Annotated in this window: 28 protein-coding genes; 20 read left to right on the forward strand and 8 right to left on the reverse strand. The window is 58.0% G+C overall.

The features are described 5' to 3' along the window. Positions 1-124: 124 nt before the first annotated feature. The 8 genes from rpmH (at position 125) to C3B54_RS00720 (ending at position 4,969) form a co-directional block, all read left to right on the forward strand. Positions 125-262, forward strand: coding sequence for a 50S ribosomal protein L34 (gene rpmH / locus C3B54_RS00685; RefSeq protein WP_104914169.1), 138 nt, complete (start codon positions 125-127; stop codon positions 260-262). A 63-nt stretch (positions 263-325) separates the two neighbouring features. Then, positions 326-598: a ribonuclease P protein component gene (gene rnpA / locus C3B54_RS00690; RefSeq protein WP_245868025.1), complete on the forward strand. Its 273-nt coding sequence runs from the start codon at positions 326-328 to the stop codon at positions 596-598. A 53-nt stretch (positions 599-651) separates the two neighbouring features. Then, a complete protein-coding gene (yidD, locus tag C3B54_RS00695; protein WP_425440315.1) occupies positions 652-912 on the forward strand; it encodes a membrane protein insertion efficiency factor YidD in 261 nt (86 codons plus the stop codon). Between the two features lie 3 nt (positions 913-915). Then, a complete protein-coding gene (yidC, locus tag C3B54_RS00700) occupies positions 916-1,959 on the forward strand; it encodes a membrane protein insertase YidC (RefSeq protein ID WP_104912798.1) in 1,044 nt (347 codons plus the stop codon). Between the two features lie 5 nt (positions 1,960-1,964). Beyond that, on the forward strand, positions 1,965-2,441 hold the full coding sequence (locus C3B54_RS00705) for a Jag family protein (RefSeq protein ID WP_245867952.1): 477 nt from the start codon (positions 1,965-1,967) through the stop codon (positions 2,439-2,441). 10 nt (positions 2,442-2,451) lie between these two features. After that, positions 2,452-3,087 carry a 16S rRNA (guanine(527)-N(7))-methyltransferase RsmG gene (gene rsmG / locus C3B54_RS00710; protein ID WP_104912800.1) on the forward strand — a complete coding sequence of 212 codons (636 nt, stop codon included), beginning with the start codon at positions 2,452-2,454 and terminating at the stop codon, positions 3,085-3,087. A 51-nt stretch (positions 3,088-3,138) separates the two neighbouring features. Beyond that, a complete protein-coding gene (locus C3B54_RS00715; protein WP_104912801.1) occupies positions 3,139-4,029 on the forward strand; it encodes a ParA family protein in 891 nt (296 codons plus the stop codon). After that, complete coding sequence (locus tag C3B54_RS00720) at positions 4,019-4,969, forward strand: ParB/RepB/Spo0J family partition protein (protein WP_104912802.1); 951 nt, start codon at positions 4,019-4,021, stop codon at positions 4,967-4,969. The genes C3B54_RS00715 and C3B54_RS00720 overlap by 11 nt, the downstream gene beginning before the upstream one ends. 5 nt (positions 4,970-4,974) lie before the next feature. Here C3B54_RS00720 and C3B54_RS00725 read toward each other — a convergent pair whose 3' ends face one another. From C3B54_RS00725 to C3B54_RS00750, 6 genes are all read right to left on the reverse strand, one after another. Then, positions 4,975-5,925, reverse strand: a complete 951-nt coding sequence (locus tag C3B54_RS00725) for a D-alanine--D-alanine ligase family protein (protein ID WP_104912803.1) — start codon at positions 5,923-5,925, stop codon at positions 4,975-4,977. A gap of 12 nt (positions 5,926-5,937) precedes the next feature. Next, positions 5,938-7,239, reverse strand: a complete 1,302-nt coding sequence (locus C3B54_RS00730) for an aminotransferase-like domain-containing protein (RefSeq protein ID WP_104914170.1) — start codon at positions 7,237-7,239, stop codon at positions 5,938-5,940. Between the two features lie 72 nt (positions 7,240-7,311). Further along, the gene (trxA, locus tag C3B54_RS00735) at positions 7,312-7,635 is read right to left on the reverse strand and encodes a thioredoxin (RefSeq protein WP_104912804.1); all 324 of its coding nucleotides are present in this window, start codon (positions 7,633-7,635) and stop codon (positions 7,312-7,314) included. Between the two features lie 45 nt (positions 7,636-7,680). Further along, entirely contained in the window at positions 7,681-8,607 is a 927-nt protein-coding gene (trxB, locus tag C3B54_RS00740) for a thioredoxin-disulfide reductase (protein ID WP_104912805.1), read from the reverse strand. A 65-nt stretch (positions 8,608-8,672) separates the two neighbouring features. Then, positions 8,673-10,340, reverse strand: coding sequence for a murein biosynthesis integral membrane protein MurJ (gene murJ, locus C3B54_RS00745; protein WP_104912806.1), 1,668 nt, complete (start codon positions 10,338-10,340; stop codon positions 8,673-8,675). Continuing rightward, positions 10,333-12,279, reverse strand: coding sequence for a DUF6049 family protein (locus tag C3B54_RS00750; protein ID WP_104912807.1), 1,947 nt, complete (start codon positions 12,277-12,279; stop codon positions 10,333-10,335). The genes murJ and C3B54_RS00750 overlap by 8 nt, the downstream gene beginning before the upstream one ends. Positions 12,280-12,336: 57 nt before the next feature. Here C3B54_RS00750 and C3B54_RS00755 point away from each other — a divergent pair, with 57 nt between their 5' ends. The 6 genes from C3B54_RS00755 to dnaB all read left to right on the forward strand — a co-directional run bounded on the left by C3B54_RS00755 (position 12,337) and on the right by dnaB (position 17,290). Then, a complete protein-coding gene (locus tag C3B54_RS00755) occupies positions 12,337-13,761 on the forward strand; it encodes a CCA tRNA nucleotidyltransferase (protein ID WP_104912808.1) in 1,425 nt (474 codons plus the stop codon). A 122-nt stretch (positions 13,762-13,883) separates the two neighbouring features. Then, positions 13,884-14,222, forward strand: a complete 339-nt coding sequence (gene rpsF / locus C3B54_RS00760; protein WP_104912809.1) for a 30S ribosomal protein S6 — start codon at positions 13,884-13,886, stop codon at positions 14,220-14,222. Positions 14,223-14,226: 4 nt separating this feature from the next. After that, a complete protein-coding gene (locus C3B54_RS00765) occupies positions 14,227-14,718 on the forward strand; it encodes a single-stranded DNA-binding protein (protein ID WP_104912810.1) in 492 nt (163 codons plus the stop codon). A gap of 46 nt (positions 14,719-14,764) precedes the next feature. Next, the gene (gene rpsR / locus C3B54_RS00770) at positions 14,765-15,028 is read left to right on the forward strand and encodes a 30S ribosomal protein S18 (protein ID WP_104912811.1); all 264 of its coding nucleotides are present in this window, start codon (positions 14,765-14,767) and stop codon (positions 15,026-15,028) included. A gap of 3 nt (positions 15,029-15,031) precedes the next feature. After that, on the forward strand, positions 15,032-15,484 hold the full coding sequence (gene rplI / locus C3B54_RS00775) for a 50S ribosomal protein L9 (RefSeq protein ID WP_104912812.1): 453 nt from the start codon (positions 15,032-15,034) through the stop codon (positions 15,482-15,484). A gap of 432 nt (positions 15,485-15,916) precedes the next feature. Next, positions 15,917-17,290, forward strand: a complete 1,374-nt coding sequence (gene dnaB, locus C3B54_RS00780; RefSeq protein ID WP_104912813.1) for a replicative DNA helicase — start codon at positions 15,917-15,919, stop codon at positions 17,288-17,290. Here dnaB and C3B54_RS00785 read toward each other — a convergent pair. Next, complete coding sequence (locus C3B54_RS00785) at positions 17,287-18,531, reverse strand: hypothetical protein (RefSeq protein WP_104912814.1); 1,245 nt, start codon at positions 18,529-18,531, stop codon at positions 17,287-17,289. The two genes, dnaB and C3B54_RS00785, sit on opposite strands and share 4 nt — an antisense overlap. Positions 18,532-18,533: 2 nt before the next feature. Further along, a complete protein-coding gene (locus C3B54_RS00790) occupies positions 18,534-19,775 on the reverse strand; it encodes a hypothetical protein (protein ID WP_104912815.1) in 1,242 nt (413 codons plus the stop codon). A gap of 37 nt (positions 19,776-19,812) precedes the next feature. Here C3B54_RS00790 and kdsB point away from each other — a divergent pair, with 37 nt between their 5' ends. The 6 genes from kdsB to C3B54_RS00820 are packed head-to-tail and all read left to right on the forward strand — an operon-like array spanning position 19,813 to position 24,002. Next, positions 19,813-20,541, forward strand: a complete 729-nt coding sequence (kdsB, locus tag C3B54_RS00795) for a 3-deoxy-manno-octulosonate cytidylyltransferase (protein ID WP_158665445.1) — start codon at positions 19,813-19,815, stop codon at positions 20,539-20,541. Continuing rightward, positions 20,534-21,514 carry a KpsF/GutQ family sugar-phosphate isomerase gene (locus C3B54_RS00800; protein WP_158665446.1) on the forward strand — a complete coding sequence of 327 codons (981 nt, stop codon included), beginning with the start codon at positions 20,534-20,536 and terminating at the stop codon, positions 21,512-21,514. The genes kdsB and C3B54_RS00800 overlap by 8 nt, the downstream gene beginning before the upstream one ends. Next, positions 21,511-22,338, forward strand: a complete 828-nt coding sequence (gene kdsA / locus C3B54_RS00805; protein WP_211286299.1) for a 3-deoxy-8-phosphooctulonate synthase — start codon at positions 21,511-21,513, stop codon at positions 22,336-22,338. The genes C3B54_RS00800 and kdsA overlap by 4 nt, the downstream gene beginning before the upstream one ends. Then, complete coding sequence (locus C3B54_RS00810) at positions 22,335-22,838, forward strand: KdsC family phosphatase (protein ID WP_158665447.1); 504 nt, start codon at positions 22,335-22,337, stop codon at positions 22,836-22,838. Before kdsA ends, C3B54_RS00810 begins: the two co-directional genes overlap by 4 nt. A gap of 5 nt (positions 22,839-22,843) precedes the next feature. Beyond that, positions 22,844-23,425 carry a glycosyltransferase family 29 protein gene (locus tag C3B54_RS00815; RefSeq protein WP_104912820.1) on the forward strand — a complete coding sequence of 194 codons (582 nt, stop codon included), beginning with the start codon at positions 22,844-22,846 and terminating at the stop codon, positions 23,423-23,425. Next, positions 23,415-24,002: a glycosyltransferase family 29 protein gene (locus C3B54_RS00820; protein ID WP_104912821.1), complete on the forward strand. Its 588-nt coding sequence runs from the start codon at positions 23,415-23,417 to the stop codon at positions 24,000-24,002. The genes C3B54_RS00815 and C3B54_RS00820 overlap by 11 nt, the downstream gene beginning before the upstream one ends. The last annotated feature ends 10 nt before the right edge of the window (positions 24,003-24,012 follow it).

Here is a 24,012-nt window from a genome sequence, read left to right on the forward strand (position 1 = left end):
AATCCACTCTTGCTGTGGATAACTAATGTATGTCTGTTTGACCCGCTCAGCCAAGGGGCCTATCCTGAAGGGTCGATTCAAAGTCTTTCCTGGCGCGTGTCAGGACCAGCCAGGAGTGGTGTACATGTCGAAGAGAACGTTTCAACCTAATAACCGTCGTCGGGCAAAGGTCCACGGTTTCCGTGCCCGCATGCGCACACGCGCAGGCCGAGCTATCCTGACAGCGCGTCGGCGCAAGGGTCGCTCCGAGCTTTCTGCGTAGATCCTTTGAACCCTGGTGCTCCCTGCTCAGCACCGCATCACCCGTGGCGAAGATTATCGTCGCGTGTTAGGTCGTGGGTCTAAGTCTAGGACCCCCTTGGGCCTGGTGAGCGTGTTAGACAACGCGCTTGGTTCTCCACGTTTCGGTTTTGTGGTGTCGAAGGCCGTTGGCAACGCGGTGTTGCGGAATCTCGTGAAGCGTCGCTTGCGGGCTGCGGCCCAGCGATTACTGGGTGAGCCATATTCAGTCGATGTCGTGGTGAGGGCTGCTCCAGGCGCTACGAAAGTGACTGTTGCTGAGGCAGAACACGAGCTTCGCAAGGTCCTCAGTAGATGATTTCCGGGGTAAAAAGCCTTGGATTGTGGCTTGTCCTTGTGCCGAGAAACGCCATGCTGGGGTTTCTGTGGGCTTACCGAAAGGTGATTTCACCGCTTTACGGACAAGTCTGTCGGTACTATCCGAGTTGTTCGCTCTACGCCTTTAGGGCTATTCAGTATCATGGAGCCTTCAAGGGAACTGGGCTTGCTGCGTGGCGCGTGTTGCGGTGTAATCCTTTTTCTCGCGGGGGCATCGATGATCCCCCAGAGGCGCACCACACTTACTTCGACATCACTGAACATGGCTTTGTGCGGCCAAGAAAAGAGGTCTAACCCATGGGGGCTATTGACACTATCCTCTGGCCGATCCGGTGGGTGATTGAGGCCATCCTTGTGGGCTTCCACAGCCTGTTTGAGGCGTGGGGTCTCGAGGGTGCATCGGGCATTAGTTGGGTCTTGGCAATCACCGCGTTGGTGCTTGTGGTCCGGGCAGCGTTGATTCCGGTTTTCGTGCGGCAGATCAAAAGCCAACGGCGGATGATGGAAATTGCGCCACAGCTGAAGAAAATTCAGGATAAGTACAAGGGTAAGAAAGACCAGTTTTCGAGGGAAGCTCTGTCCCGAGAGACGATGGCGCTGTATTCCAAAGCCGGAACGAACCCTTTTAGTTCCTGTCTGCCACTGCTTCTCCAGATGCCCATCTTCTTCGGGCTTTTCCGTGTATTGAGTGAAGCGGGTCTCGGTAACGCTGGTGTGTCCTACATGACACAAGATTTGGCCGTTCAATTCGCCAACGCCGAGCTTTTCGGTTTGGCACCACTCAGCGCGACGATGAGCGCGGCTATCAGCGGTGAAGCCGTCCTCGAAGAAGGCGGCACGACGGCCGTGGTGTTGATCGCCGCGGTGATGGTCGTCTTGATGTCGGCCTCCCAGTTCATCACCCAACTTCAGATCATGGCTAAGAACCAGTCTGAAGAGATGATGGCGAGTCCGATGTACCGCCAGCAACGTGTCCTGCTGTACGTGTTGCCCTTGGTGTTCCTCTTCTCCGGTGTGTTCTTCCCACTGGGCGTGATGTTCTATTGGTTGGTCTCGAACTTCTGGACGATGGGTCAGCAGTTCCTGGTGATTCGCAACATGCCCACACCGGGTAGCCAAGCGGCAAAGGCTCGTGAAGAACGGATCGCCAAAAAGCGCGAGAAGCTGGGTTTGCCACCCCTCGGTGAGGTTGAGCAAGATGACGCGCCCGAGCCGACTAAGCCGGCACAGCGCCAACAGCCGGTGGGTAAATCACGCGCGAAGAAAAAAGGTCCCAAGCCACAGAAAAAACCCGGTGATGACGATGGCCTCGCCGGTCAAGCCGCGAAGCCGAAGGGATAACAACGGTGACCGAGACAGCGTCAGGACACGAATTAGATGAGGGTGAACTGGGGGCCGACTATTTAGAGGCTCTTCTGGACATTGCCGACCTTGACGGGGATATTGAAATCGAGGCCAAAAACGGTCGAACTTACTTGAGTGTCGTGAGTGAGGAAACCGGCGACTTACAGCGGCTGTCAAAGCCTGACGTGGTCCAGGCCCTTCAAGAGCTGACCCGGCTGGCGGTGCAACAGAAGACCGGTGAGTTCTCGAGGCTAATCCTCGATGTTGCGGGTTCCCGCGATAAGAGGGCAGATGAGCTGAAAGGCCTTGTCGATGCTGCGATCAACACCATTGAAGATGGGGCCGCATCGGCCGCGCTTCCATCCATGAGTAGTTATGAGAGGAAACTGGTCCACGACCTGGCCTCAGAGCGTGGGTATCACTCTGAATCCCACGGCGAAGGAGCCGACCGCCACACGGTGATCACCCCCGGGGAGTAGGACGTTTCACGTGAAACATTCAGGGGTGGAGCAGGAGCCAGAAGCAGCATTACTGCTCTTCGGTGAGCACATTGGCGTTGCGAGGCAGTTCGCTCACGATCTCATCGAGTACGGCGAGACTCTGGGACTGATCGGCCCAAGAGAATTGGAACGGCTCTGGACGCGGCACCTGGTTAACTCAGCCCTGGTGGGGACCCTTGTAAAGGCTGGAACGTTAGCCGATATCGGTTCCGGCGCGGGTTTCCCGGGGCTAGTGGTGGCCATTATGCGCCGCGACGTGTCGTGCACGCTCATTGAGCCGATGGAGCGGCGTGCCACCTGGTTGAGGGAGGAGGCTGATCGACTTGAACTAGAAAACGTTGACGTGCTGCGCTCACGCGCCCAAGACGTGCCCTCAGATCGGCGTTTTGACACGGTGACGGCTCGAGCCGTCAGCGCCTTGAAAAAACTCGTACCGATGACCAGACGTTTAGTAGCACCCGGTGGACAGATGGTGTTCTTGAAGGGCCAACGCCTAGATCAAGAGATTGATGACGCCAAGAGCGTGCTGGTGAAGAGTGGACTGACTAACGTTGAGTCTTTGGTAGTCGGTGCGGATTACCACACCGAGGAAACCCGTATTTTCCGAGCTACGCTGGAGTCTTAACTTCGCGCGATTGTGTGAATGTTTCACGTGAAACATTGGGGGTATTACGGCATGTCAACTGACTCGACGCCACTAGCCGATGAGTTATTGGCAGTGTCCGTGCGGCGGGAGCGCCTTCGGCGTGCTACCTGGCCACTACCCTCCGCCACCCGGATTGTCACGATAGCCAACCAAAAAGGTGGTGTTGGTAAGACCACGACCACGGTGAATCTCGCTGCGTCCCTGGCAGCTCACGGCGCCAAGGTGTTGGTAATCGATCTGGACCCCCAGGGCAACGCGTCAACGGCCCTTGGTGTGCCCCACCATGACGGCGTGATTGGGAGCTATGAGGTGTTACTCGGTGAATCCGCTGTGGAGGACGCCATAACACCCAGTCCGGAAGCTGAGGGCCTCTGGTGCCTGCCAGCAACCATTAACCTCGCCGGAGCAGAAATTGAGCTGGTGTCCCAGGAACGCCGGGAGTTTCGATTGAAAGAGGCACTCGCTGGTTATCTAGGAGAGGGAAAGCGTGAGGGCTTTCATTACATTTTCATCGACACACCACCATCTCTCGGCATCTTGACGATTAACGCGTTTGCCCTGGCGAATGAGGTCCTGATTCCGATCCAGTGTGAGTACTACGCCCTTGAAGGCCTCAGCCAACTCCTGGACACCATTGAGAGAATCCGTGCGCACGTCAACCCTGACCTTCAACGAAAGACGATCGCGCTGACCATGTATGACCAGCGCACCAATCTTGCTCAGCAGGTAGCCCAAGACGTTCAAGAACACTTTCCCAGCGACGTCTTAGCGAGCATCATTCCTCGGTCGGTGCGCATTAGCGAAGCACCCAGCTACGGCCAGTCGGTTATTACCTATGACCCGGGATCTCCGGGTGCTCTGTCTTATGCTGAAGCTGCACTCGAATTTGCGGGGCGTTTTGGAGGACAACATGGCGGCTAAGCGCAGTGGTTTAGGTCGGGGCATTGGTGCACTTATTCCTGCACAAGCACCGGAGAGTGAAAGCGCTGTCGACGTCTTCTTTGGCTCCGAGGATTCCTCCCTCGACGCTGTTCCAGGCCTCGCCCTCAAACAGATACCGCTGGCGGATATCACCCCCAATGCGAGGCAGCCCCGCAGTGAGTTCCGGGCGGAAGAGCTCAACGAGCTCACCCATTCAATCCGGGAGTTTGGTGTCTTGCAGCCCATCGTGGTGCGGCCACGCCCGGCAGCGAGTGCGGCGGAAGCCCCCTACGAATTAATCATGGGGGAGCGACGCCTGCGCGCCGCAACGGCCGCGGGTTTAGCGACCATTCCAGCTGTTGTGAGAGACACCAGCGATGGCGACATGCTGCGAGATGCTTTGCTGGAAAACCTCCACAGGGCTGATTTGAACCCACTGGAAGAGGCCTCTGCCTACAAACAACTCTTGGATGATTTCGGCACGACACAGCAAGAGCTCGCGGACCGAATCGGCCGATCGCGTCCCCAAGTGACCAACACGCTTCGTCTTTTGAACCTTGCACCGCGAGTGCAGGTTCACGTTGCGGCCGGTGTTCTGAGCGCTGGCCACGCCAGGGCGCTTCTCGCGGTGAGTGAGCCAGAGGCTCAGGAAAAACTTGCCGAAGACATCATTTCCCAGTCGCTCACTGTGCGCCAGGTTGAAGAACGCGCCGGCTCTGCGGTGGGACAGAAGAAACCCGGTCGAAGCTCCAGGCCCGGGGGGAGGGCCGGTCAACTCGATGAGCTCGCTGAACAGCTGGGCGACCGCCTCAACACTCGGGTCAAGATTTCGCTCTCTCGCACTAAGGGTCAACTGACAATCGATTTCGCTACCGTCGCAGATTTAAATCGCATTCTTGGCGATTTGGGGATGGAAGGGTTTTCTTCCTCTCCCAGGTAGCTTCGCTACTGGCGTGAGGCGGCCTGTTCGGCGAGAGCTGCGTACACACCGGTGACGTCAAAGCCGGCCTGGTCGAGCGCGAGAGCAACGGTGGAGGTCTCTGTCAGGCCAGGCATCACACTGGCTTCAAGGAACCAACACTCACCGCTGTCATCAATGATGAAGTCAATGCGGGAGAGGTCTCGAAGGCCGATTGTGTTGTGGGCCACAAGCGCCTGCTCAGCAGAGTGTTCTAACACTGATGCGTCTCGTCGCGGAGGCGAGAAGAAAAGGGTCTCACCGGCGGTGTAGCGGGCTTCAAAGGTGTAATGGCCACTGATCGGGTCGATCTCCACACCGGGGAGCGTCTGTGGGCCATCACCGGTGTCAATGATGGCCACACACACTTCGGTACCAAGAATCTGACGCTCCACTAGGGCGTCGTCCGAGTAGGTAAACGCGTGCACCATGGCTCGGCGTAACTCTTCGGTGTTTGATACCCAGCTCACCCCTTGAGCCGAACCACCCCGTGAAGGCTTGGTAATCAGCGGGAACCCGAGCGTGTCCGCCACAAGCTCCAGGACACTTTCTGCTCCGAGCTCGCGAAAGGCATCGCGGCTGAGGCCAATCGAAGGCGGTGTCTGCACTCCGGCTCTGGACACGAGCGTCTTTGCCGAAGGCTTATCCCATGCGAGGCGGGTGGAGTGTGATGAGGACCCGACGTAAGGCAGCTCCATCATCTCCAACAGGGATCGCAATGTGCCATCTTCACCGCTCGCTCCGTGGAGTACCGGCCACACGACATCGGGACGGTTATCGGCCAGTCTTTTCACCAACGTCGCGTCGGGGTCGGCCAGTTCCACGCTTAAGCCGCGGGCGGTCAGTCCGTCAGCGACCAGTCGGCCGGATTTGAGTGAAATGTCGCGCTCGTGGGAAATGCCGCCCGCGAGAACAAGGACAGAGGGGCTAGAGGACACAGTGAACCTTGTCTAGGTGAGGTTTGGTGGGGGCGATTCGACGTGACTATCCCGAACCTGCTTATTTCGGGCCGGCTCAAAGGTTTCGATGAGTTCGATTTCTTCCCGAATGACCTTCGCCAAACGGCTGATCCCTTCGGTGATGTCTTCCGGTGTGGGGTAACAGAAGGCGAGGCGCATGTTCTGTGTCCCTCGGTGGTCGGCAAAGAACGCCGTACCCGGTGTGTACGCCACAAGCTCCGTTACCGCCCGAGGGAGCATCTCCTTCGAGTTCAACCCATCGGGCAGAGTCAGCCACAGGTAGAAACCACCACTGGGTTTGGTGTGTTCGATGGTCGGTAGTTCGTGGGCGAGCGCTTTCACCATGGCGTCTCGGCGTTCCTGGTAAATGCCGCGGAACGTGTCAATTTGACCCTTCCAGTCGGAGCGTTGGAAGTAATCAGCGACGACAAGTTGCGAAAACGAGCTGGGCGAGAGGACGGCAGCCTCCGACGCCAACACGAGTTTTTCTCGAATACCGTGGGGGGCGACAACCCATCCAACCCGGAGGCCAGGACCAAAAGTCTTCGAAAACGACCCCAGGTAGATGACCCCGTGGTCACCGGCGGCCCGCATGGCTGGCGGTGCTGGCTGGTCGAACCAGAGAAGCCCGTAAGGGTTGTCCTCCACCACCAGGATGTTTTCCTGCTGAGCAATGTCGAGGACCTCCAAGCGGCGACTGGCCGAGAGGGTCACCCCCGCAGGGTTGTGAAAGTTGGGGATCAGGTAAATCATCTTGATCGGTTTACCCTCTGAGCGTGCCTGGCTAATCGCCTCGCTCAAGGCCTCGGGAATGATCCCGTCAGCATCCATTTCGACGTGGCGAACATCGGCCTCGTAGGAGCGAAAAACCCCCATCGCTCCGACATAGCTGGGCGCTTCAGCAATCACCACATCGCCTGGATTAATGAACAAACGGGCGATTAAATCCAAACCGTGCTGCGAACCCGTGGTGACCACCACATCGTCGGGCCTGGCGCTAATACCCTCCAACGCCATGATGTCGACGATTTGTTCACGCAACTCAGGATGGCCTTGACCCGAACCGTACTGCAGGGCTTCTGCGCCTCGCTCGTCAATCACCCGATTGAGCGTCTGCTTCATCATCTCGTCGGGGATGGCCCGCACATAGGGCATGCCACCGGCGAGCGATACCACCTCCGGTCTGCTCGCAACAGCGAACAGCGACCGCACTTCAGAAGCGGATAAACCACTCGAGCGATCCGCATAGTGGTCGAACCAGGGGTCGAGAGAAATCCCGTGGGCAGGAGTCATCGTCACGGTGTCCCCCCGGCTGGTCGTGCGCGCATCCCTCCAGGGTAGAGCAGGGAACTCACGCTTACCTGGTTAGGCTAAAAATTCTTTCAAATCGGACTCGAGTGCCGGCTTGGGCTTCGCACCAATGACGGTCTTCACCACTTCGCCACCTTTGAAGACCTTCATCGTCGGAATCGACGTGATCTGGTACTTCATAGCCGTTTCGGGGTTGTGGTCAACGTTGAGCTTTACGACATCGATTTTTTCGGCGTGCTCGGTTGCAATCTGGTCAAGGATGGGCGATACAGCCCGGCACGGGCCACACCACTCGGCCCAAAAATCCACCATGATCGGCTTGTCGCTTGCGAGAACATCTTCCGCAAAACTTTGGTCGGTTACCTCACGTGCTGACATGTGTCTCTCCTTCAATCGGTTCCTGCTGTGTCGAAAAGGTGACCCTTAACCTGCCTGGGCCTCTAAGTAGTGTTGGGCATCAAGTGCGGCGACAGTGCCCGAGCCGGCGGCAGTGACCGCCTGACGGTAGGTCGGATCGATGACATCACCGGCGGCGAACACACCGTCGACCGACGTGCGCGAGCTGCGACCATCCACCCACACGGTGCCAAACTCGGTCAGATTCAACTTGTCGTGGACGATGTGGGTGCGGGGGTCTGAGCCAATAGCGACAAACACCCCATCGAGGTCCAGAGCGGTTTTCTCACCCGTCTGTGTGTGGACCAAGCCCACACCGGTGACCTGCTCGTCGCCGTAAATGTGGGCAACTTGCTGGTGGAAGAGGAACTCAATCTTGGGGTCGTTGTGTGCACGATCCTGCATCGCGGCAGAGGCCCGCAAATTATCTGAGCGGTGAATGATGTACACCTTGGCGGCGAAGCGCGTCAAAAAGGTGGCCTCTTCCATCGCGGAGTCGCCACCACCCACAACGGCTACTGTCTTTTCTCGGAAAAAAGCACCATCACAGGTGGCACACCACGACAATCCGTGCCCACTGAGTCGCTCTTCTTCAGCTAGCCCGAGTTTTCGGTAGGCAGAACCGGTCGCATAGATCACCGTTTTAGTTTCAAGCACATCTTTGTTGCCGAGAGTGATCTTTTTGACCGGACCGTCTAAGTCCAAATCCGCGACATCGTCGAAAAGGATTTTCGCCCCAAAACGTTCTGCCTGAGCCTGCATCTTCATCATCAGGTCGGGGCCCATGATGCCCTCCGGGAACCCCGGGTAATTGTCCACCTCAGTGGTGTTCATTAAGTCGCCACCAAATTCCACAGAAGACGCCACCACAATCGGGTTCAGGTTTGCTCTGGCCGCGTAGATTGCCGCCGTGTAGCCGGCGGGGCCAGATCCGATAATGACGACGTCATGCATAGGGTGATTACCTCTCGTTAAATTCTCATTCTCAGCTACTTGCGCTAACGAAGTCTAAGAGTGGACTATTCCCGCCCGGTGAACACGCGTTGAATCAGACGCCGTGTCCCACCCACGATTTCCCTCATGTCCTGATTTTTCACCACGAGAAGCACACCGATATACATCGTCGCCATCACCAAGCCCACACCCGCGATCACGCTCGCGGCACCAAACACTGAAGCGCGGGCGAAACCAGTGGGCTCCAAACCGCCCGCCGCCACAACAATCAACACACCCACGAGGATTGCCGGGAGTGTTGCCAGCACAAATCCAGCAAGCCTCAACACAATTGCCCCGAGCTTTAAGGCCGGGAGCGCTCGACGCAAAAACAGCAATGCGACAGCGAGTTGGGCAAACGACGCTAAAGATGCCGAAATTGCTAAACCTGCCGCGAGCTGGTCGCTGGCAAAAGTGGACGTCGAGAGGGCTAAGAAAATGAACACGCCGGTGTGGACGAGTTGGAACACAAACGGTGTCCTGGTGTCATCCAACGAATAAAACACTCGCTGAATCACAAACACGACACTGAAGGTCGCCAAACCGATGGCGTAGGCGGAAATCACCAACCCCATCGCTTCGATGTTCTCTGCGGTGCCGCCAAACAGTGTGGCGAAGGGTAACGACAGAACTAACAGTCCCGCGGAGGCGAGAATCATCATCGCCCCAATTTGGCGAATTGACCTCGTCACATCCGAGACCACCTTGTCGGTATCGCCGTCTCTGGCATGGGTGGCCATTCGGGTGAAATACGCCGTGGCAAGAGATACCGCAATCACCGAGTGCGGCACCATAAACAAAAGCCAAGAAAAGCGAAGAACTGCCAGGCCGGGTTGTCCCTCACTGGTGGCCAACGTGGCGACATTGGCTTGAACAACGCCGGCAATTTGCGCCAAAAAAATCATTCCAAAGAGCCAGCCGGCTGCCCGACCGGTCTTCGCCAACCCCACCCCACGCCAATGAAAGTCCGGGCGGTAGGACACGCCTGCGCGTCGCCAAAACACCAGCAGGATGAACGCCTGAGCGGCAATACCCGCGGTTGCGCCACCGGCTAACAGGGCAACCATCGATCCAGTCCACTCCAACGCGTTCGTCACATCGCGGTTGCCAAACAGCGCATTGAATATGAGAAGTCCCGCGATAAAGACGAGGTTGTTGAGCACGGGCGCCCAAGTGAAGGGCCCAAACACTTTCCGAGCGTTCAGCACCTCACCGAGCAGGCTGTAGAGGGCGTAAAACAACACTTGAGGTAGCGACCAGTACGCGAGTGCGGTGGCCAACGCCATGTCATTGGCGCTAAACCCTCGTTGGCCGGGGTTGGCCTCTTGGGCGTACAGCGTGACGAGGAGGGGAGCCAACAGTGTGGCAATTGCCGCCAGGACAAGAAACACAATGAACCCGAGCGTGACGATTTTGTTGATGTAGGCGGTGCCTCCATCAGCGTGGGCACCTGCTCGCACAATGTGGGGCACCAGGACCGCGGTGAGCACGCCTCCCGCGATGAGTGCGTAAATGTTGTTGGGGAGTTGGTTGGCTAGCGCGAAAGTGTCCGCACCGGAGCCCACTGTTCCGAGGATGCGGGCAAGAAGAATGGCTGATGCGAAACCTAAAATTCGAGAGACAATGGTGCCGGACGCGAGTAGAGCTCCCGCCCTGCCCAGATTGTCTCCACCGGTGGCTGCCGGGTTAGCCATCGCCTAGCTCTTTCCCCGCCATTCGCCTCTGAACTGCGCGGTAAATGCCGATGGCAAACACTAAGCCGATGATGACCGCAAGGCCCACAGTGATGACACTTTCCCAACCGGCGCGGATTGTCACAGGCAGCGTGACGCTCTCACCCAGTGGCAACCCGAGACTGTTGGTGAGGGAAAGTTCTACCGGCACCGTGCCATTGGCTAGGGAACGAACAGGAACACTAACCCGGCGGAAGGATTCTGCCGGTACGACGACACTGATCGTGGGCTGTTCGACGCGGAGATTTCCCCTACTGGGGCTCACGACCAGCTGAACGGTAACCGCGGAGGGTAAATCGTTTCTGATGGTCACGGGCAGTTCGGTGCGGTCTGCGAGGACAGTGATCGCACTGCCCTGTTCGATGAACACGGAGTTGTGGAACGCGGCCGAATCTTCTTGAGCTCTTTGCCATTGGGCGTCACGACCTTGAGGGTTGCCCATCCAGGCCGACGAAAAAAGGGCAAGGTACCTATTCCAGCGTTGGACCACCACGGATTCGGGGTCAGAAGCGATGGTGGCGTAGCGGACATCGGATTGCCACAATTCGCGCACATCGGCGATGAAACTTGTCCATTCGCCAGACGGCGAAGATTCATTAATTTCTAACGCCAGCTCGCTGGCCTCTTTGTCCAGAGGGACGCCCACAATGTCAACAAACTCCACGTTTTCGAGTCGCTCCAACACGTTTTCCAGCCGCAGTGAAATGGCGGTCACCGGCAACCGTCCTGTGTCCACAACGAGGGCTTCATCTGTTTGACTAAACGCCCTCTTCGCCACAAGCCCCTGCACACGCTGCAGTGCCGCTTCTGCTTCAACTTCTGTCGCGGCGATCGTGGCTTCACGCAACGCATTGGACAGTTCCACATCAACACGCACCATCCGGGCCGAACCGAACTGGACCACCGTTCGGTCACTGTTGACCAGCGAGCTGGGCACCAACACCGCTTCTGCGGAGCGTTGGGCGAGAGCTTCAAGTTGCGGGCCAGTGATTTCTTGGTTGTGAATCCAGGGGTATTGGCCCAATCTGGCGTAAAGCAATGTATCGATGGCCTGTGTGGCGAGAGGATCACTGTCGGCCCAGGGCAGCGCAAACTGGGAAAAACCGAGACCTGAAAGGCCATCGGCCCATTTCCTGGCACTTTCTGGTGCGCTATCCCCTAGGGCTTGGATGGACAATGTGATGCGACTATCGACGGCGATTGTTGCCGGATATCGACCCAACACCCCCGCGACCACATCCAAAGCCCCTCCGGGGGCGGTGTATGCCTCAAGTTCTCCGACACTCAGGGCTTGACCACCGGCGGGTGGCACAGACACGGTCACAATCGGTGCAACAGGTGTCGCGGCAACTTCTGCATCTTCTGGCACCACGGTAAGAAGTTGACGCTGCGACAGGCTTGCTTGGGCATCAGGATCACCCACATCGTCGATGAGGTCCGCCTGGAGCCCGTAAAGCTGAGGCGGGACTCCTTCGGCTTCTGGATCGCCTGGCACGGTGAACGGAATACGCACGTCACCAGTTTCCAATTCCAACACTTCCGGTGAGATTGACACGTCGATGGTGGTGAGCGAAGGGTCGGCTTCCCGGGCAATAAAGCGCCGCATGGCTACTTCAGTGACCAAAGGCTCCGCGGTGATCGATAACCGAATGGCCCGTTCCGGTATGGGCTGGGCTTCAGCTGCTCTCAAGGTCACTCGGACGGTGACCACTTGGCCAGGTTGGACCACGGACCCATCTTGAATGAACAGATCAACGGTGCCATCTGAACTACTGGGCGGTGCCGCGGCTTGCGCAACGCTTAATCCGTGGGGGATTCCTAAAATGCCGACGAGGAGGGCGACCAGGAGGACTCGGCCACGGGCCCACCTGGTCTTGCGGGGTGGCCTAGAGATTCTCATCTATCGCGCTGTGGAGTCCATTCGGCTGACACCCTCCGAGTCTAGACTCTGAAGACCATGACACGTGTTGCCCAGGCCCTCGACACTTTGGCCACTTTGGTTGGTCGACCGCCGGTGAGCGACCTGGCGTCAGCATTTGATGCCGCCGGTTTCGAACTTTCCCTGGTGGGTGGACCCGTGAGGGACGCCTTTTTAGGAAAAGACGTCAACGATTTGGACTTTGCCAGCTCAGCACACCCGGATCAGATTGAGCAGATCGTGCGGCCCCTCGCGGACGCGGTGTGGGATGTGGGTCGAGAGTTTGGCACCATTGCGGCACAGTTTGGTGACACCACCATCGAAATCACGACCTACCGTGCGGATAGTTACGACGGGGCGAGCAGGAAACCCACCGTTGAGTTTGGTGACTCGTTGGATGAGGATCTGGTCCGCAGGGATTTCACCTTGAATGCGATGGCGGTGCGCGTGCCTGGCCTCGTCTTGGTGGACCCGTACGGGGGTTTGACTGACTTGATGGACGGGGTGCTTCGCACACCCAGCCCACCGGAAGTGTCGTTTGGTGACGACCCCTTGCGCATGCTTCGCGCGTGTCGTTTCGTGGCCCAGCTGGGTGCGCGGATTGAGCCGGAAACTGCCAGTGCGCTGAGTGAGATGGCCCCACGTATCGAGGGGATTTCTGCTGAGCGAGTTCGAGATGAGTTGGTCAAGCTCCTGTCAACGCCCCACCCGCGGGAAGGGGTCGAAGCGTTTGTTGACTCCGGCCTTGCGCATTTGGTGTTACCGGAGTTGGCCCTGTTGCGGGAAGAGCGAGACGAGCACCGCCGCCATAAAGACGTGTACCAGCACAGCTTGACTGTCCTCGAACAGGCCATTGAGTTAGAACAAGAACGCCACCCCGGTTCGCCACCCGATGTGACCCTCCGCATCGCGGCTCTGTTGCACGACATTGGCAAACCGGTGACGAAAAAGTTTGAACCGGGCGGGGTCGTGACCTTCCACCACCACGACGTGGTGGGGGCCAAGATGGCCAAAAAACGTTTGAAAGCTCTGCGCTTCGACAACAACACCATCGACAGTGTCAGTTTGCTCATTGAACTGCACCTGCGGTTTTTTGGCTATGCCGACCAGGGATGGTCTGATTCGGCAGTCAGGCGCTACGTGCGGGATGCCGGTGATGAACTGGAGCGTCTACACATTGTGACCCGCGCGGATGTGACGACGAGGAATCGCCAAAAGGCTGACCGGTTAGCGTTTGCCTACGACGACCTTGAAGCACGGATCAAGGAACTATCCGAAAAAGAAGAACTCCAAGCGATGCGTCCCGATCTCGACGGGCAGCAAATTATGGACATTTTGGGTATTGGGCCATCCCGCACGGTCGGCCAGGCGTATCGATTCTTGTTGGAGCTTCGAATTGACCACGGGCCGTTAGGGGAAGACGCGGCTAGGGAGCGCCTTTTAGAGTGGTGGGACAAGCAGTAGAGGTTTGCCCCGGCCCGTGTTGACTGACTAGGCTGAAGCGTTGGTCCATCCTGGACCACAGCACTAACCCTCCTGTTGCAGAAATCCTGTAACCGTTCCAGTCCGAAGGAGGTCGGGTACACGTGCATAAATATGAACTCATGGTGATCATGGATCCCGAGGTAGAAGAGCGAACAGTTGAGCCCAGTCTCAACCAGTTCCTCAAAGTCATTAGCGATGATGGCGGAACAATCGAATCGGTGGACATTTGGGGTAAGCGTCGTCTTGCCTACGAAATCCAGAAGAAGAACGAAGGCATTTATGCCGTCGTGAACTTCACTGCTCAGCCTGCAGCAACGGCAGAGCTTGACCGTCAGCTTCGCTTGAACGAAGCAGTCATGCGCACCAAAGTGTTGCGCGCAGAAGACGTCGCGTTCCGCGTGGGTCAGGATTCGACCCCCGCAGAGAGTAAAGCGAGCTAGGACGATGGCAGGAGAAACTCCCATCACTGTCGTGGGTAACCTCACGGCCGACCCCGAACTGCGCTACACCCAAAACGGTGTCGCGGTGGCGAACTTCACCATCGCGTCGACGCCTCGGACCTACGACCGTCAAAGCGGCGAGTGGAAAGACGGCGAAGCCCTGTTTATGCGAGCCAGTGTGTGGCGTGATTTTGCCGAACACGTGTCGAACTCATTGACTAAAGGAGCCAGGGTGGTTGCCACCGGACGCTTACGTCAACGTTCGTTTGAGACGAAAGAGGGCGAAAAGCGCACCACCATTGAGATGGAGGTCGACGAAATCGGCCCCAGCCTGCGCTACGCAACCGCAGCGGTCACAAAGCAATCATCAGGTGGAGGAAACCGCCAGGTAGCTGCTGATGACCAGTGGGCTTCGCCCGCTGCCGGCGGCCAAACCCAAGACCCTTGGGCCACACCTGGAGTGAGCGCCCCGGCCAGCGATGACGTGCCGTTCTAGGCACGCACCCCGTTTTTACCACTTGAGATAAGAAGGAAAGAAGAACATGGCAGGAAAAGCAAGCGGTGACCGCCGCAAGCCTCGTGGACCCAAGGGTGGAAAGCCCCAGGCCCCGGTCAAGGCAATCACGGTAGGTGTCATTGACTACAAGGACGTCCAAACACTGAAGCGGTTCATTTCCGAGCGTGGCAAGATTCGCGCCCGTCGAATCACCGGTGTATCAGTGCAGGAGCAGCGCCTTCTGGCGAAAGCGATTAAGAACGCCCGCGAGATGGCCCTCTTGCCCTACGCAGGCGCTGGGAGGTCCTAGACCATGGCGAAGGTAATCCTTACCCACGAAGTATCTGGTTTGGGCCGTGCGGGCGACGTCGTCGACGTCCGCGAGGGCTACGCGAGGAACTATTTGTTGCCACAGGGCTACGCCATGGCGTGGACCAAGGGTGGACAAAAGCAGGTTGACCAGATTCGTCAGTCTCGTGAAGCCAAAGCCATGGCGAGCCAGGAAGAAGCGGCGAACTTGCGCGACAAGCTGGAAGCCGGCCCCATTCGTGTGCCTGCGAAGTCCGGAAAAGAAGGCAAGCTTTTTGGTTCCGTGACACGAGCGGACATCGAGAAGGCTGTTGCCGACCAGGGCCTGGGTGCGATTGATCACCGGACCATTGATATCCCTCACGCTATCAAGCGCGTTGGGGAGCACAAGGCAACGGTGTCGCTCGCCGATGGCGTTGTCGCAGCTTTGACCCTCTCGGTGGTCGCAGAGAAGTAGTTTTTCGCGCCCACTTTGACGCCGAGTGTCCCTTCGGGGGCACTCGGCGTCGGCGTTTCGGAGGAGATAAATGTTTCACCTTTTTCCACAGAGCGCCCTGGGGTTAGTAACCCTCAACCGTGTGTTTATACAGGTTTTCGGGGCCACATGTGTGAATTTTTAACTTCGGTAAATCGGCTTTTTTATGGCCAAATTAGTCTAACGAGGGGCCTTTTCTCCCCAGGTTATGCACATGCTGCGCGGAGTTGCTCCCCGATAATCCACATAGTTATCCACAGGGGTGGTTGAGCCCGGCCCGGCAGCTGTTTATGGTGAGAGCTCATGACATTTTCCGTCCTGAGCGGAGTCAAAGGTTTTGTCCTCACGGGCTTTGTCTGTGGTGGCTGGTAGAACTGCCTTAGTGGGCATTCCTAGTGTGTGGAAAGGGCGTTGATGTCGATACCTCAGCTTGGTCTCGTTTCGGACCTTCCCGACGAATACCAGCGCTCAGGTGAACGCACACCTCCCCACGATCTACTGGCCGAGCAGAGCACCCTCGGTGGGATGTTGCTCAGCAAGGACGCCGTCGCGGACGTCATTGAGGTGTTGCGCGGCAAAGACTTCTATCACCCCAAACACGAGATCATCTTCGACTCGATCTTGTCGTTGTACTCGCACGGAGAGCCCACCGACGTCATCACAGTGACCGAGGAGCTCACTAAAACTGGTCTTCTCCAACGCGCGGGTGGCGTTGATTACCTCCACAGCGTGGTGTCGCTCGTTCCGACGGCTGCCAGCGCTGGTCACTATGCCCAAATCGTTGCCGACAAGGCTGTGCTTCGGCGCTTAGTGGATGCCGGCACGCGCATTGCCAACATGGGCTACGCGAGTGAAGGCGAGGTTGCCGACCTCGTTAATGTCGCCCAAACCGAGATTTATCAGGTGTCCGGAGGGGTAGAAGCCGAAGACTACGTGCCCCTGACAGACGCCGTCGGCGAGGCGGTCGACGAGATCGAGGCTGCTCGAGGCTCCAGCGGCGAAATGATGGGTGTTCCGTCAGGATTTGCCGATCTCGACCAACTCACCAACGGTTTCCACCGGGGCCAGTTGGTGCTCATTGCCGCCAGGCCTGCGCTCGGTAAGTCAACACTTGCGCTCGACTTCGCGAGGGCCGCGGCAATCAAACACAATTTGCCCTCAATCGTGTTCTCACTGGAAATGAGTCGATCGGAAATCGCGATGAGGTTGCTCGCGGCGGAGGCTGCCGTTCCCCTTCAGAAAATGCGAAAAGGGATGGTCGAGCAGCGGGATTGGACGACTATCGCGCAGACCCGTGGCCGCATTGACCAGGCCCCACTCTTCATCGATGACAGCCCCAATATGAGCCTCGTTGAAATTCGGGCAAAATGTCGTCGGCTGAAGCAGCGAGTCGGCTTAAAGCTTGTCATCATCGACTACCTGCAGTTAATGAGCGCTGGGAAAAAAGTTGAATCCCGCCAACAGGAAGTCAGCGAGTTTTCCAGGGCCCTGAAGCTGCTCGCCAAAGAGCTTGAAGTGCCCGTCATTGCTCTGTCCCAGCTAAACCGTGGACCCGAGCAGCGTGCGGACAAGAAACCCCAATTGTCGGACCTTCGCGAGTCGGGTTCGCTCGAACAGGACGCTGACCTCGTGGTGCTCCTTCACCGCGACAGTGCGTACGAGCAAGAAAACCCTCGCGCGGGAGAAGCCGACCTGATTGTGGCAAAGCACCGAAACGGGCCGACCGGCACCATCACGGTCGGATTCCAAGGCCACTATTCGCGCTTTGCGGATATGCCGAAGGTTTAGACGGCGTCTACCCCGTATAGCGCGTCTAGTTCGTGAAGATATTCTTCACTGGAAAGCGCCACGACCGCGGTGCCCTCTGGATCAAAATCGAGTGCTCCGGCCTCGGCCAAGAGTGACATCAGCGTGTGATGCGCGCTCACATTATGGCTAGAAAAAGACAGGCACCTTTCAAAGCGAATTCCGGTGCTTCCGCGCTGATCGGTGTGTCCACCGCGGTCTTCTTTGAGCCGCACGTCGTGGGCCGTGTATGCCGTTCGAGAGGCAAAGAATGTCGTACCCGCAACGGTGAGTGTGACGCCGGGAACATGCAGGGCATCCCAGGCAATCAGGGGCACCATATTGGTTTTATCGACAGGCATGGGCATCAGGGCTTTATGGTTTCGCGCCGTTCGACCGTTGTCCAACTCCATCGCCTTCCAAGAGGATGTCCGAAAGCACACGAAAGTAAATTCGGAAAGGCGGGTTCTTTCCTCGTGGGCGACAAACCACTTCGTCGAGTCACTATTGGCGTAAGCAAGGTCGCACCGGCCCCCCAACGCGTCACCTGATGGCCAACCGGTGACCCCAGGAGCAATGACCCTTGCAACCAAGGCATCGTCTAGGCCCGCCGCGGAAAGACCTGAAGGAGCTGGACCCATCGCTACGACGGCCCGCCCTTCTAGAGTGGTGCGCCACGAACCAGCACCTACAAAATCTGGTTCACCGTGCTGTCCCTTGGTGAGAAGCCACAGAAGGTGACCCGCATCGGCCCAGAAAGCTGCAGTATGTGAAGCAGGAGCACGGGTATGCCACGTCTGAGTTGCTCCGCCGAGGTCCCGGGAATAAAGGTGGGCGAGAAACAATTCCGCGCGTTGTCGGTCATTTTTGGGGCGACGTGAACGGATGAGGCTCCGTGCCTGTTCCCCAAAAGAGTGAGACGCCCCGAAACAGCCCACTGCCCGAGAGAGGTTCTCTAAGACAAACCAGCCCGTGGGCGATAGCGCCGAGTGTCGCAGGCTGTGGGAAAGTTCCTGAAGCGCACTACTTGCGTGTTCGTGCGACAGGCTCTCGTCGAGGCGGCCAGTAATGACCTCGGAAAACGTGGTTGCCGCGTGCCGGCCACCGATCAGACTGTGATTGCGGTGGAGGGCGGCTCTGGCTGCTGTGCCCTCGGCGTTTTCAATCGCCCTCTTTACCTGGTCAAGCAACACTCGCGCCTTGCGCAGCCGTAGTGAGGTCGAAATTCCAGAGAGTGTATACATCGCTACGCACGGTCCCTGCCGTAAAGCTCATCTAATGTCGCCAGGTACTCGCCGGTTGACATCCCCGCGACCTGCGCAGTTTCCTTGTCGGCGACCAACGCACCCCCCTGGAGAAGGTTCGCCACCAGGGTGAGGTTCTCGGTGACGTTGTGTCGGGCAAAGGTAGGGCAGCGCTCAAAACGCTGCCCAGTACTACCTGTTTCATCCGTGCCCCGCCCCAGGGTGTGTTTAAAGCGTCGGTTACCTGCCGTATACGCGGTGTGGGAGGCAAAAAATGTTGTGCCACCGAGAGTGAGAGACACCTCGGGCACTTTGAGCAGGTCCCAGACCATCAACGGGATCATGTTGGGCGACGACCCTCCCAACATCAACAGCCGAGGGTCGGCCGCCGCACGAAGAACGGTGGAGCTACTGTTTGGAAGGGACGCATTCGACTGGTCTAATCGAAAACTCACCGCCTGGAACGCTCCAAGGGCAGACCAAGAATCGGACTCACTAATCCAGTTCCTCGTCTCCCGACTGGCATAAGCCAAGTCACACGCACCGCCCAGAGGGTCAGTGGCGGGGTCCCAACTTAAGACATCTTGCATGATGACCCGCGCGGTTAACGTCTGGCCGTTCAGGTCTTGTGTGGTCAGTGAGGTGGGAGCGGGGCCCATCACAATCGCCGGATGGTTCGACACCACGCGAGAAAACTCTGAGTCGGTGTCGAACTGGGACATGCCCGAGTGGCCCCCACTCCACAGGAACAAGTAATGGCCCGCATCGGCCCACAGCGGGCTACCCGGATTACCACCGGTGGTGTTCTCCCATATACGGATTGCTTCGGTGAGGTTCCTGTCGTGGAGGGCTGCGAGAAAATGCTCCGAAGGTGTTCCACCCTCCGAAATCACGGCAACGGCGGCACGACGAAAAGCATCAGAAGCCAGAAAACACCCCACCGTTCGGGAGAGGTTTTCCAGTGTGATCCAGCTTCTCGAGGAAAGACGACCCTTACCCAGGGTCTGAGCCAGTTCCACAAAACCGCGGCTGGCCTCCTCGTGTGACACCGAATCGTCGAGGCGTCCCACCAGCAGTGCCGTGAGAGTGTCGCGCTCGCTCGAGCCGAGAGACAGTCGGCGTCCGTGGGAGGAGACGAGCTTTGCGATGGTTTCGGAATCACCAGCCCTCAGCGCAGACTTGAAGCCGGTAATGAGGGCCGTGTGTGGATCTAAGAGGCGTCGGAGAGGACGAGGCAACCTCATGTCGTCCTCCTCTGGGGGCTCGCGCTAGATTGGACGGGTGCCAGAGCCCCACGTCATTATTCCAGCACGGCTGGCCTCTACGCGTTTCCCCCGCAAAGTTCTTGCCGATGTCGGTGGAAAACCTATGGTTCAGCGGGTTTGGGAGAGAGCCAAAGACGCTGTGGGTGCGGACTTCGTCCACGTCACCACCGACTCCGAAGAAGTGGCAGACGTTGCCAGAGGGTTCGGCGCCGACGTCACAATGTCCTCAGAGGACGCGCGCTGTGGGACAGAGCGGGTGGCCGAACTTGCGGGCGCACTCGATGCGTCGGCGTTAGTCAATGTCCAAGCTGACGACCCTTTTATTTCCTCGGCCCTCATTAATGAGTCCATCAGTTCCTTTTTCGATCGGGGGCTAGCCGTGTGCACTCCGATCTTTCGAATTTCGCTCGAGGACGGCCAGACTCCGCACATTGTGAAAGTTGCTCGATCACATTCGGGTCGAGCCCTGTATTTTTCCCGGGCTGTCATTCCTCACGATCGTGACGGCGCCGAACCTGACGCTGAACTGTGGGGCCACGTCGGACTGTATGTCTATAGCCCTGAAGCGGTGGAAGCTTTTGCGTCCTTTGGAGAGAGCGAGCTCGAGAAGCGCGAAAAGCTCGAACAGCTGCGCTTTCTCGAAAACGACATCCCGATCGCCACTTTTGTGACCGACTATCGTCCCCGCGCCGTCGATGTGCCCGAAGACCTCGAGCGGATGCTGAAAGATGGCGTTAATGACTAATGACGCGCTGGTAGCCAGAGCCCGAGAGGTCTTAGAGACCGAACGGGCAGCTCTTGACGCCGTCGCGGCTCGTTGTGCGGAGCAGGTCGCCGCTGCGGCCCGGCTCATCCTGGAGCGAGAACCCGCAGACGTCATCCTGACCGGTGCGGGTAAATCCGGACACATCGCCCACAAACTCGCGGCAACCATGAGCAGTGTGGGAACACGCAGCCACTACTACCTCACTTCAGAAATGTTTCACGGCGACCTGGGTTCCGTGGATCGGGCAGGAGCCATCATCTTGCTCTCTAAGAGCGGTTCGGGTGCTGATCTCGCTCAGTTGGTCGATTTTGCAAGCAGGAGAAACATCGCACTCATTGGAATTGTGGGAGATCGCCACAGCCCCATCGTGTCGAAACTGGATGTGTTTATTGACGCGTCCGTGCAAAGAGAAGCAGATCCCGAAGGGTTCGTGCCGACATCGTCGACCACTGTTGCCCTCGCACTGGGTGACGCGCTCGCGGTGTGTTTGATGGAAGCCAGAGGCTTTACCAGTGCCGACTTCGCACAGTTCCACCCGAATGGGGCACTAGGCGCACGACTTAATCGCACCGTGGCCGACATCATGGCCGGTGAGAATGAAATCCCCAGCCTGAACCCTGAGCACAGTGTGCGCGACTTGGCCATTGAAATGAGTAAGCACCCGACCGGCCTTGCCGTGGTGCGAGACGACTCCAATCACCTGCTTGGTGTGGTCAGTGACGGTGACCTCCGTCGCGCACTCACTGAAGTGAGCGACCTCTCCGGCGTGACGGTGGGCGAAGTGATGACCACACAACCCACCACCATTGGACCGGAGGCCCTGTTGGCCCACGCCCTGTCGGTCATGGAGGGCCACCAGCCCGGAGCTATTTCTGCCCTCCCCGTCGTCAGTGATGACGTGGTGAAAGGTGTTGTGACAATCCACCAACTACACAGAGAGATCCCCGCATGATGCCGACTAGAGCACCGTCTATTTCCATCACCGACAAGATTCAACTCGGTGGTGACCGTTTGGTGATTTTTGCGGGGCCGTGCGCAATTGAAACCGAAGACCTCACCCTCCAGGTCGCCAAAGACGTCAAAGCCATGGGTGAGCGGTTGGACATCGATGTCGTGTTTAAAGCCTCCTACGACAAAGCCAACCGCACCTCGATTGGTTCCTACCGCTCGGCCGGCATGGACGAAGGGCTGCGTATTCTCCAGCGGGTCAAAGATGAGTTTGAGATGCCGGTCATTACCGACGTCCACGAAAGCGGTCAAATTCCGACTGTCGCGGAAGTGGCCGACGTCGTGCAAATTCCGGCATTTTTGTGTCGTCAAACGGACCTTCTGATTGCCGCGGGTAAATCTGGCCGCGCGGTGAATATCAAGAGGGGCCAATTTATGGCTGCTCGGGATATGCGCTTTGCGGTGCAGAAAGTGCAACAGTCGGGTAACCCCAATGTGTTCCTCACCGAACGCGGCGTGACGTTTGGCTATCACGACCTCATCGTTGATATGCGTTCGTTCCCCATCATGCGCGAGTTCGCTCCCGTGGTGTACGACGTCACCCACAGCATCCAACAGCCCGGTGCGATGGACGGGAGCTCCGGCGGTGCGCGTTGGCTTGCGGCCCCGTTGGCTCAAGGTGCCGTTGCGGTCGGAGTCGATGGTTTGTTCTTAGAAACTCACCCCGATCCGGATAATGCCCTCAGCGATGGGCCCAACATGATCCCCACTGGTCAGTTGGAGGGTATCCTCGCCAAACTCAAGGCCATTTGGGAACTCTCGCGGTGAGCGCCCTCGATATCGCCTCCTTCCAGGCGGTTCGCCTGGTGGTTCTCGATATCGACGGAGTCTTAAGTGATGGCACCGTGTCCATTGACGATGAGGACAAGCACCGTCGGGTCTTCGACATCAAAGACGGCCTCGGTGTGGTGAGGCTTGTTCAATCTGAGCGGGATGTGGTGGTGATTTCTTCTTCTGCCTCAACGGCGGGAGTGGAACGCTTACGCCGACTGGGAATTGACCCCGTCCACGTGGGAGTGTCCCGAAAAATTGACGTGTTAGAAGCTGAAGTGGCAAAGCGGGGCATGGACTGGTCTGTTGTGGCATACATGGGTGATGATTTGCCGGATATTGACTGTCTTGAAAAAGCAGGAGTGGCAGTCGCCCCGGCTGATGCGGTTGCTGCGGTCAAGAAGGTGGCGAACTATGTCACGACAGCTCGTGGCGGCAGAGGAGCGGTTCGGGAACTCTCTGACCTCATTGTTGACGGCGCCTGGCCGGGGGAGTAACGCCCGTGGTGAAGCCGTTTCCGTGGACTGAGAAGACCATTTCGTTGGTGGGCAATGCCTCCAGCGTGTGGCAGGGACAGTTCGGTGAACAGATTGATCGCGCGGAGTGTGTGATTCGAATCAACCAGGGAGCTTTCATCGAGCTTCGCCCTCAATCGACCGGGGTGCGCACTGACGTGTTACTCATGTCGCTCTCGGGTTACGCCTGGGATAAGGCGTGGATGTATAGCAGGGGCCGCATGAGGGCGGGCACCGTGGTGGCAATGACGCCTAAAGCGAGAACCTTTTTCGGTATTGACCTCAAACATCTCATTCCGGTGTACCCGGTGGAATGGCACCGAGAACTTCACGAGTTATTGGGTGCGAGGCCCTCAACGGGCGCGATGGCCGTCGACCTATTGCGTCGAACCGTCGCCGACGTGTCACAAATTAGTGTGTACGGGTTCGATTTTTGGGGTTCACCGACGACCTATACCGGGATTATCAAAGCGGCACCCCACGACCCGGTTGCTGAAGAAGAATTTGTCCGATCGGCCGTGGCACCCGGTCGAGTGTTCCAAGTCGCCACCGGAGGCGATGATGGCTAACCCGGGTGTGTTTCCGTGGCACGAGAAAACTGTGGCCCTCGTGGGTAGTGCCGAGAGCCTGTTGAGTTCCGATTTCGGGCCCGATATTGATTCCCACGACATTGTGGTGCGCATCAATCAGGGCGCCTTCGCCGCCCTGCAACCAGAGAGCACAGGGCTACGCACCGACTATGTGTTTCTCACTCTGACCGGTGGCACCATTCGCGCAAAGGCCATGTTTTTATGGAAGGCGAAGAGGTCCGCACGCCGCGGTGTGGTCTTGATGTCTCAAAAAGGGCGCAGCCTTTTTGGTATCGATCTCGCGGGCTTCTTTTTGCATTACCCGGCGTCCTGGCAGGATGCGCTCATTACACAGTTGGGCCACCGCCCCTCGACCGGGGCGATGGCCGTCGATCTTCTGACTAGGACGTTGGCGTCACCAGAGCAGCTCGATCTGTATGGCTTTGATTTTTTTCGCACCCCGGATATCGCCCACGGGCGAAACCGGGTGGTGGCACACGACCCTGATGTTGAGAGGTCTTACATCCTGGGCCAGGTTCCACCCGAGCGCTTTCACGCCTCACCCGAGGTGAACTAAGCCACTAGCG

Origin of the sequence: Pontimonas salivibrio (assembly GCF_002950575.1) — a bacterium.
GTDB classification, from domain to species: domain Bacteria; phylum Actinomycetota; class Actinomycetes; order Actinomycetales; family Microbacteriaceae; genus Pontimonas; species Pontimonas salivibrio.

What these genes read in the sequence shown, in the direction of transcription:
- trxB (WP_104912805.1), bottom strand. Translation starts at nt 8,607, where the DNA reads ATGCATGACGTCGTCATTATCGGATCTGGCCCCGCCGGCTACACGGCG.
- C3B54_RS00720 (WP_104912802.1), top strand. Translation starts at nt 4,019, where the DNA reads ATGGCGGCTAAGCGCAGTGGTTTAGGTCGGGGCATTGGTGCACTTATT.
- C3B54_RS00765 (WP_104912810.1), top strand. Translation starts at nt 14,227, where the DNA reads ATGGCAGGAGAAACTCCCATCACTGTCGTGGGTAACCTCACGGCCGAC.
- C3B54_RS00730 (WP_104914170.1), bottom strand. Translation starts at nt 7,239, where the DNA reads ATGACTCCTGCCCACGGGATTTCTCTCGACCCCTGGTTCGACCACTAT.
- kdsA (WP_211286299.1), top strand. Translation starts at nt 21,511, where the DNA reads ATGATGCCGACTAGAGCACCGTCTATTTCCATCACCGACAAGATTCAA.
- rpmH (WP_104914169.1), top strand. Translation starts at nt 125, where the DNA reads ATGTCGAAGAGAACGTTTCAACCTAATAACCGTCGTCGGGCAAAGGTC.
- C3B54_RS00750 (WP_104912807.1), bottom strand. Translation starts at nt 12,279, where the DNA reads ATGAGAATCTCTAGGCCACCCCGCAAGACCAGGTGGGCCCGTGGCCGA.
- C3B54_RS00755 (WP_104912808.1), top strand. Translation starts at nt 12,337, where the DNA reads ATGACACGTGTTGCCCAGGCCCTCGACACTTTGGCCACTTTGGTTGGT.
- rpsR (WP_104912811.1), top strand. Translation starts at nt 14,765, where the DNA reads ATGGCAGGAAAAGCAAGCGGTGACCGCCGCAAGCCTCGTGGACCCAAG.
- C3B54_RS00800 (WP_158665446.1), top strand. Translation starts at nt 20,534, where the DNA reads ATGACTAATGACGCGCTGGTAGCCAGAGCCCGAGAGGTCTTAGAGACC.
- C3B54_RS00715 (WP_104912801.1), top strand. Translation starts at nt 3,139, where the DNA reads ATGTCAACTGACTCGACGCCACTAGCCGATGAGTTATTGGCAGTGTCC.
- C3B54_RS00785 (WP_104912814.1), bottom strand. Translation starts at nt 18,531, where the DNA reads ATGTATACACTCTCTGGAATTTCGACCTCACTACGGCTGCGCAAGGCG.
- C3B54_RS00820 (WP_104912821.1), top strand. Translation starts at nt 23,415, where the DNA reads ATGATGGCTAACCCGGGTGTGTTTCCGTGGCACGAGAAAACTGTGGCC.
- yidC (WP_104912798.1), top strand. Translation starts at nt 916, where the DNA reads ATGGGGGCTATTGACACTATCCTCTGGCCGATCCGGTGGGTGATTGAG.
- rplI (WP_104912812.1), top strand. Translation starts at nt 15,032, where the DNA reads ATGGCGAAGGTAATCCTTACCCACGAAGTATCTGGTTTGGGCCGTGCG.
- yidD (WP_425440315.1), top strand. Translation starts at nt 652, where the DNA reads ATGCTGGGGTTTCTGTGGGCTTACCGAAAGGTGATTTCACCGCTTTAC.
- trxA (WP_104912804.1), bottom strand. Translation starts at nt 7,635, where the DNA reads ATGTCAGCACGTGAGGTAACCGACCAAAGTTTTGCGGAAGATGTTCTC.
- dnaB (WP_104912813.1), top strand. Translation starts at nt 15,917, where the DNA reads ATGTCGATACCTCAGCTTGGTCTCGTTTCGGACCTTCCCGACGAATAC.
- murJ (WP_104912806.1), bottom strand. Translation starts at nt 10,340, where the DNA reads ATGGCTAACCCGGCAGCCACCGGTGGAGACAATCTGGGCAGGGCGGGA.
- C3B54_RS00790 (WP_104912815.1), bottom strand. Translation starts at nt 19,775, where the DNA reads ATGAGGTTGCCTCGTCCTCTCCGACGCCTCTTAGATCCACACACGGCC.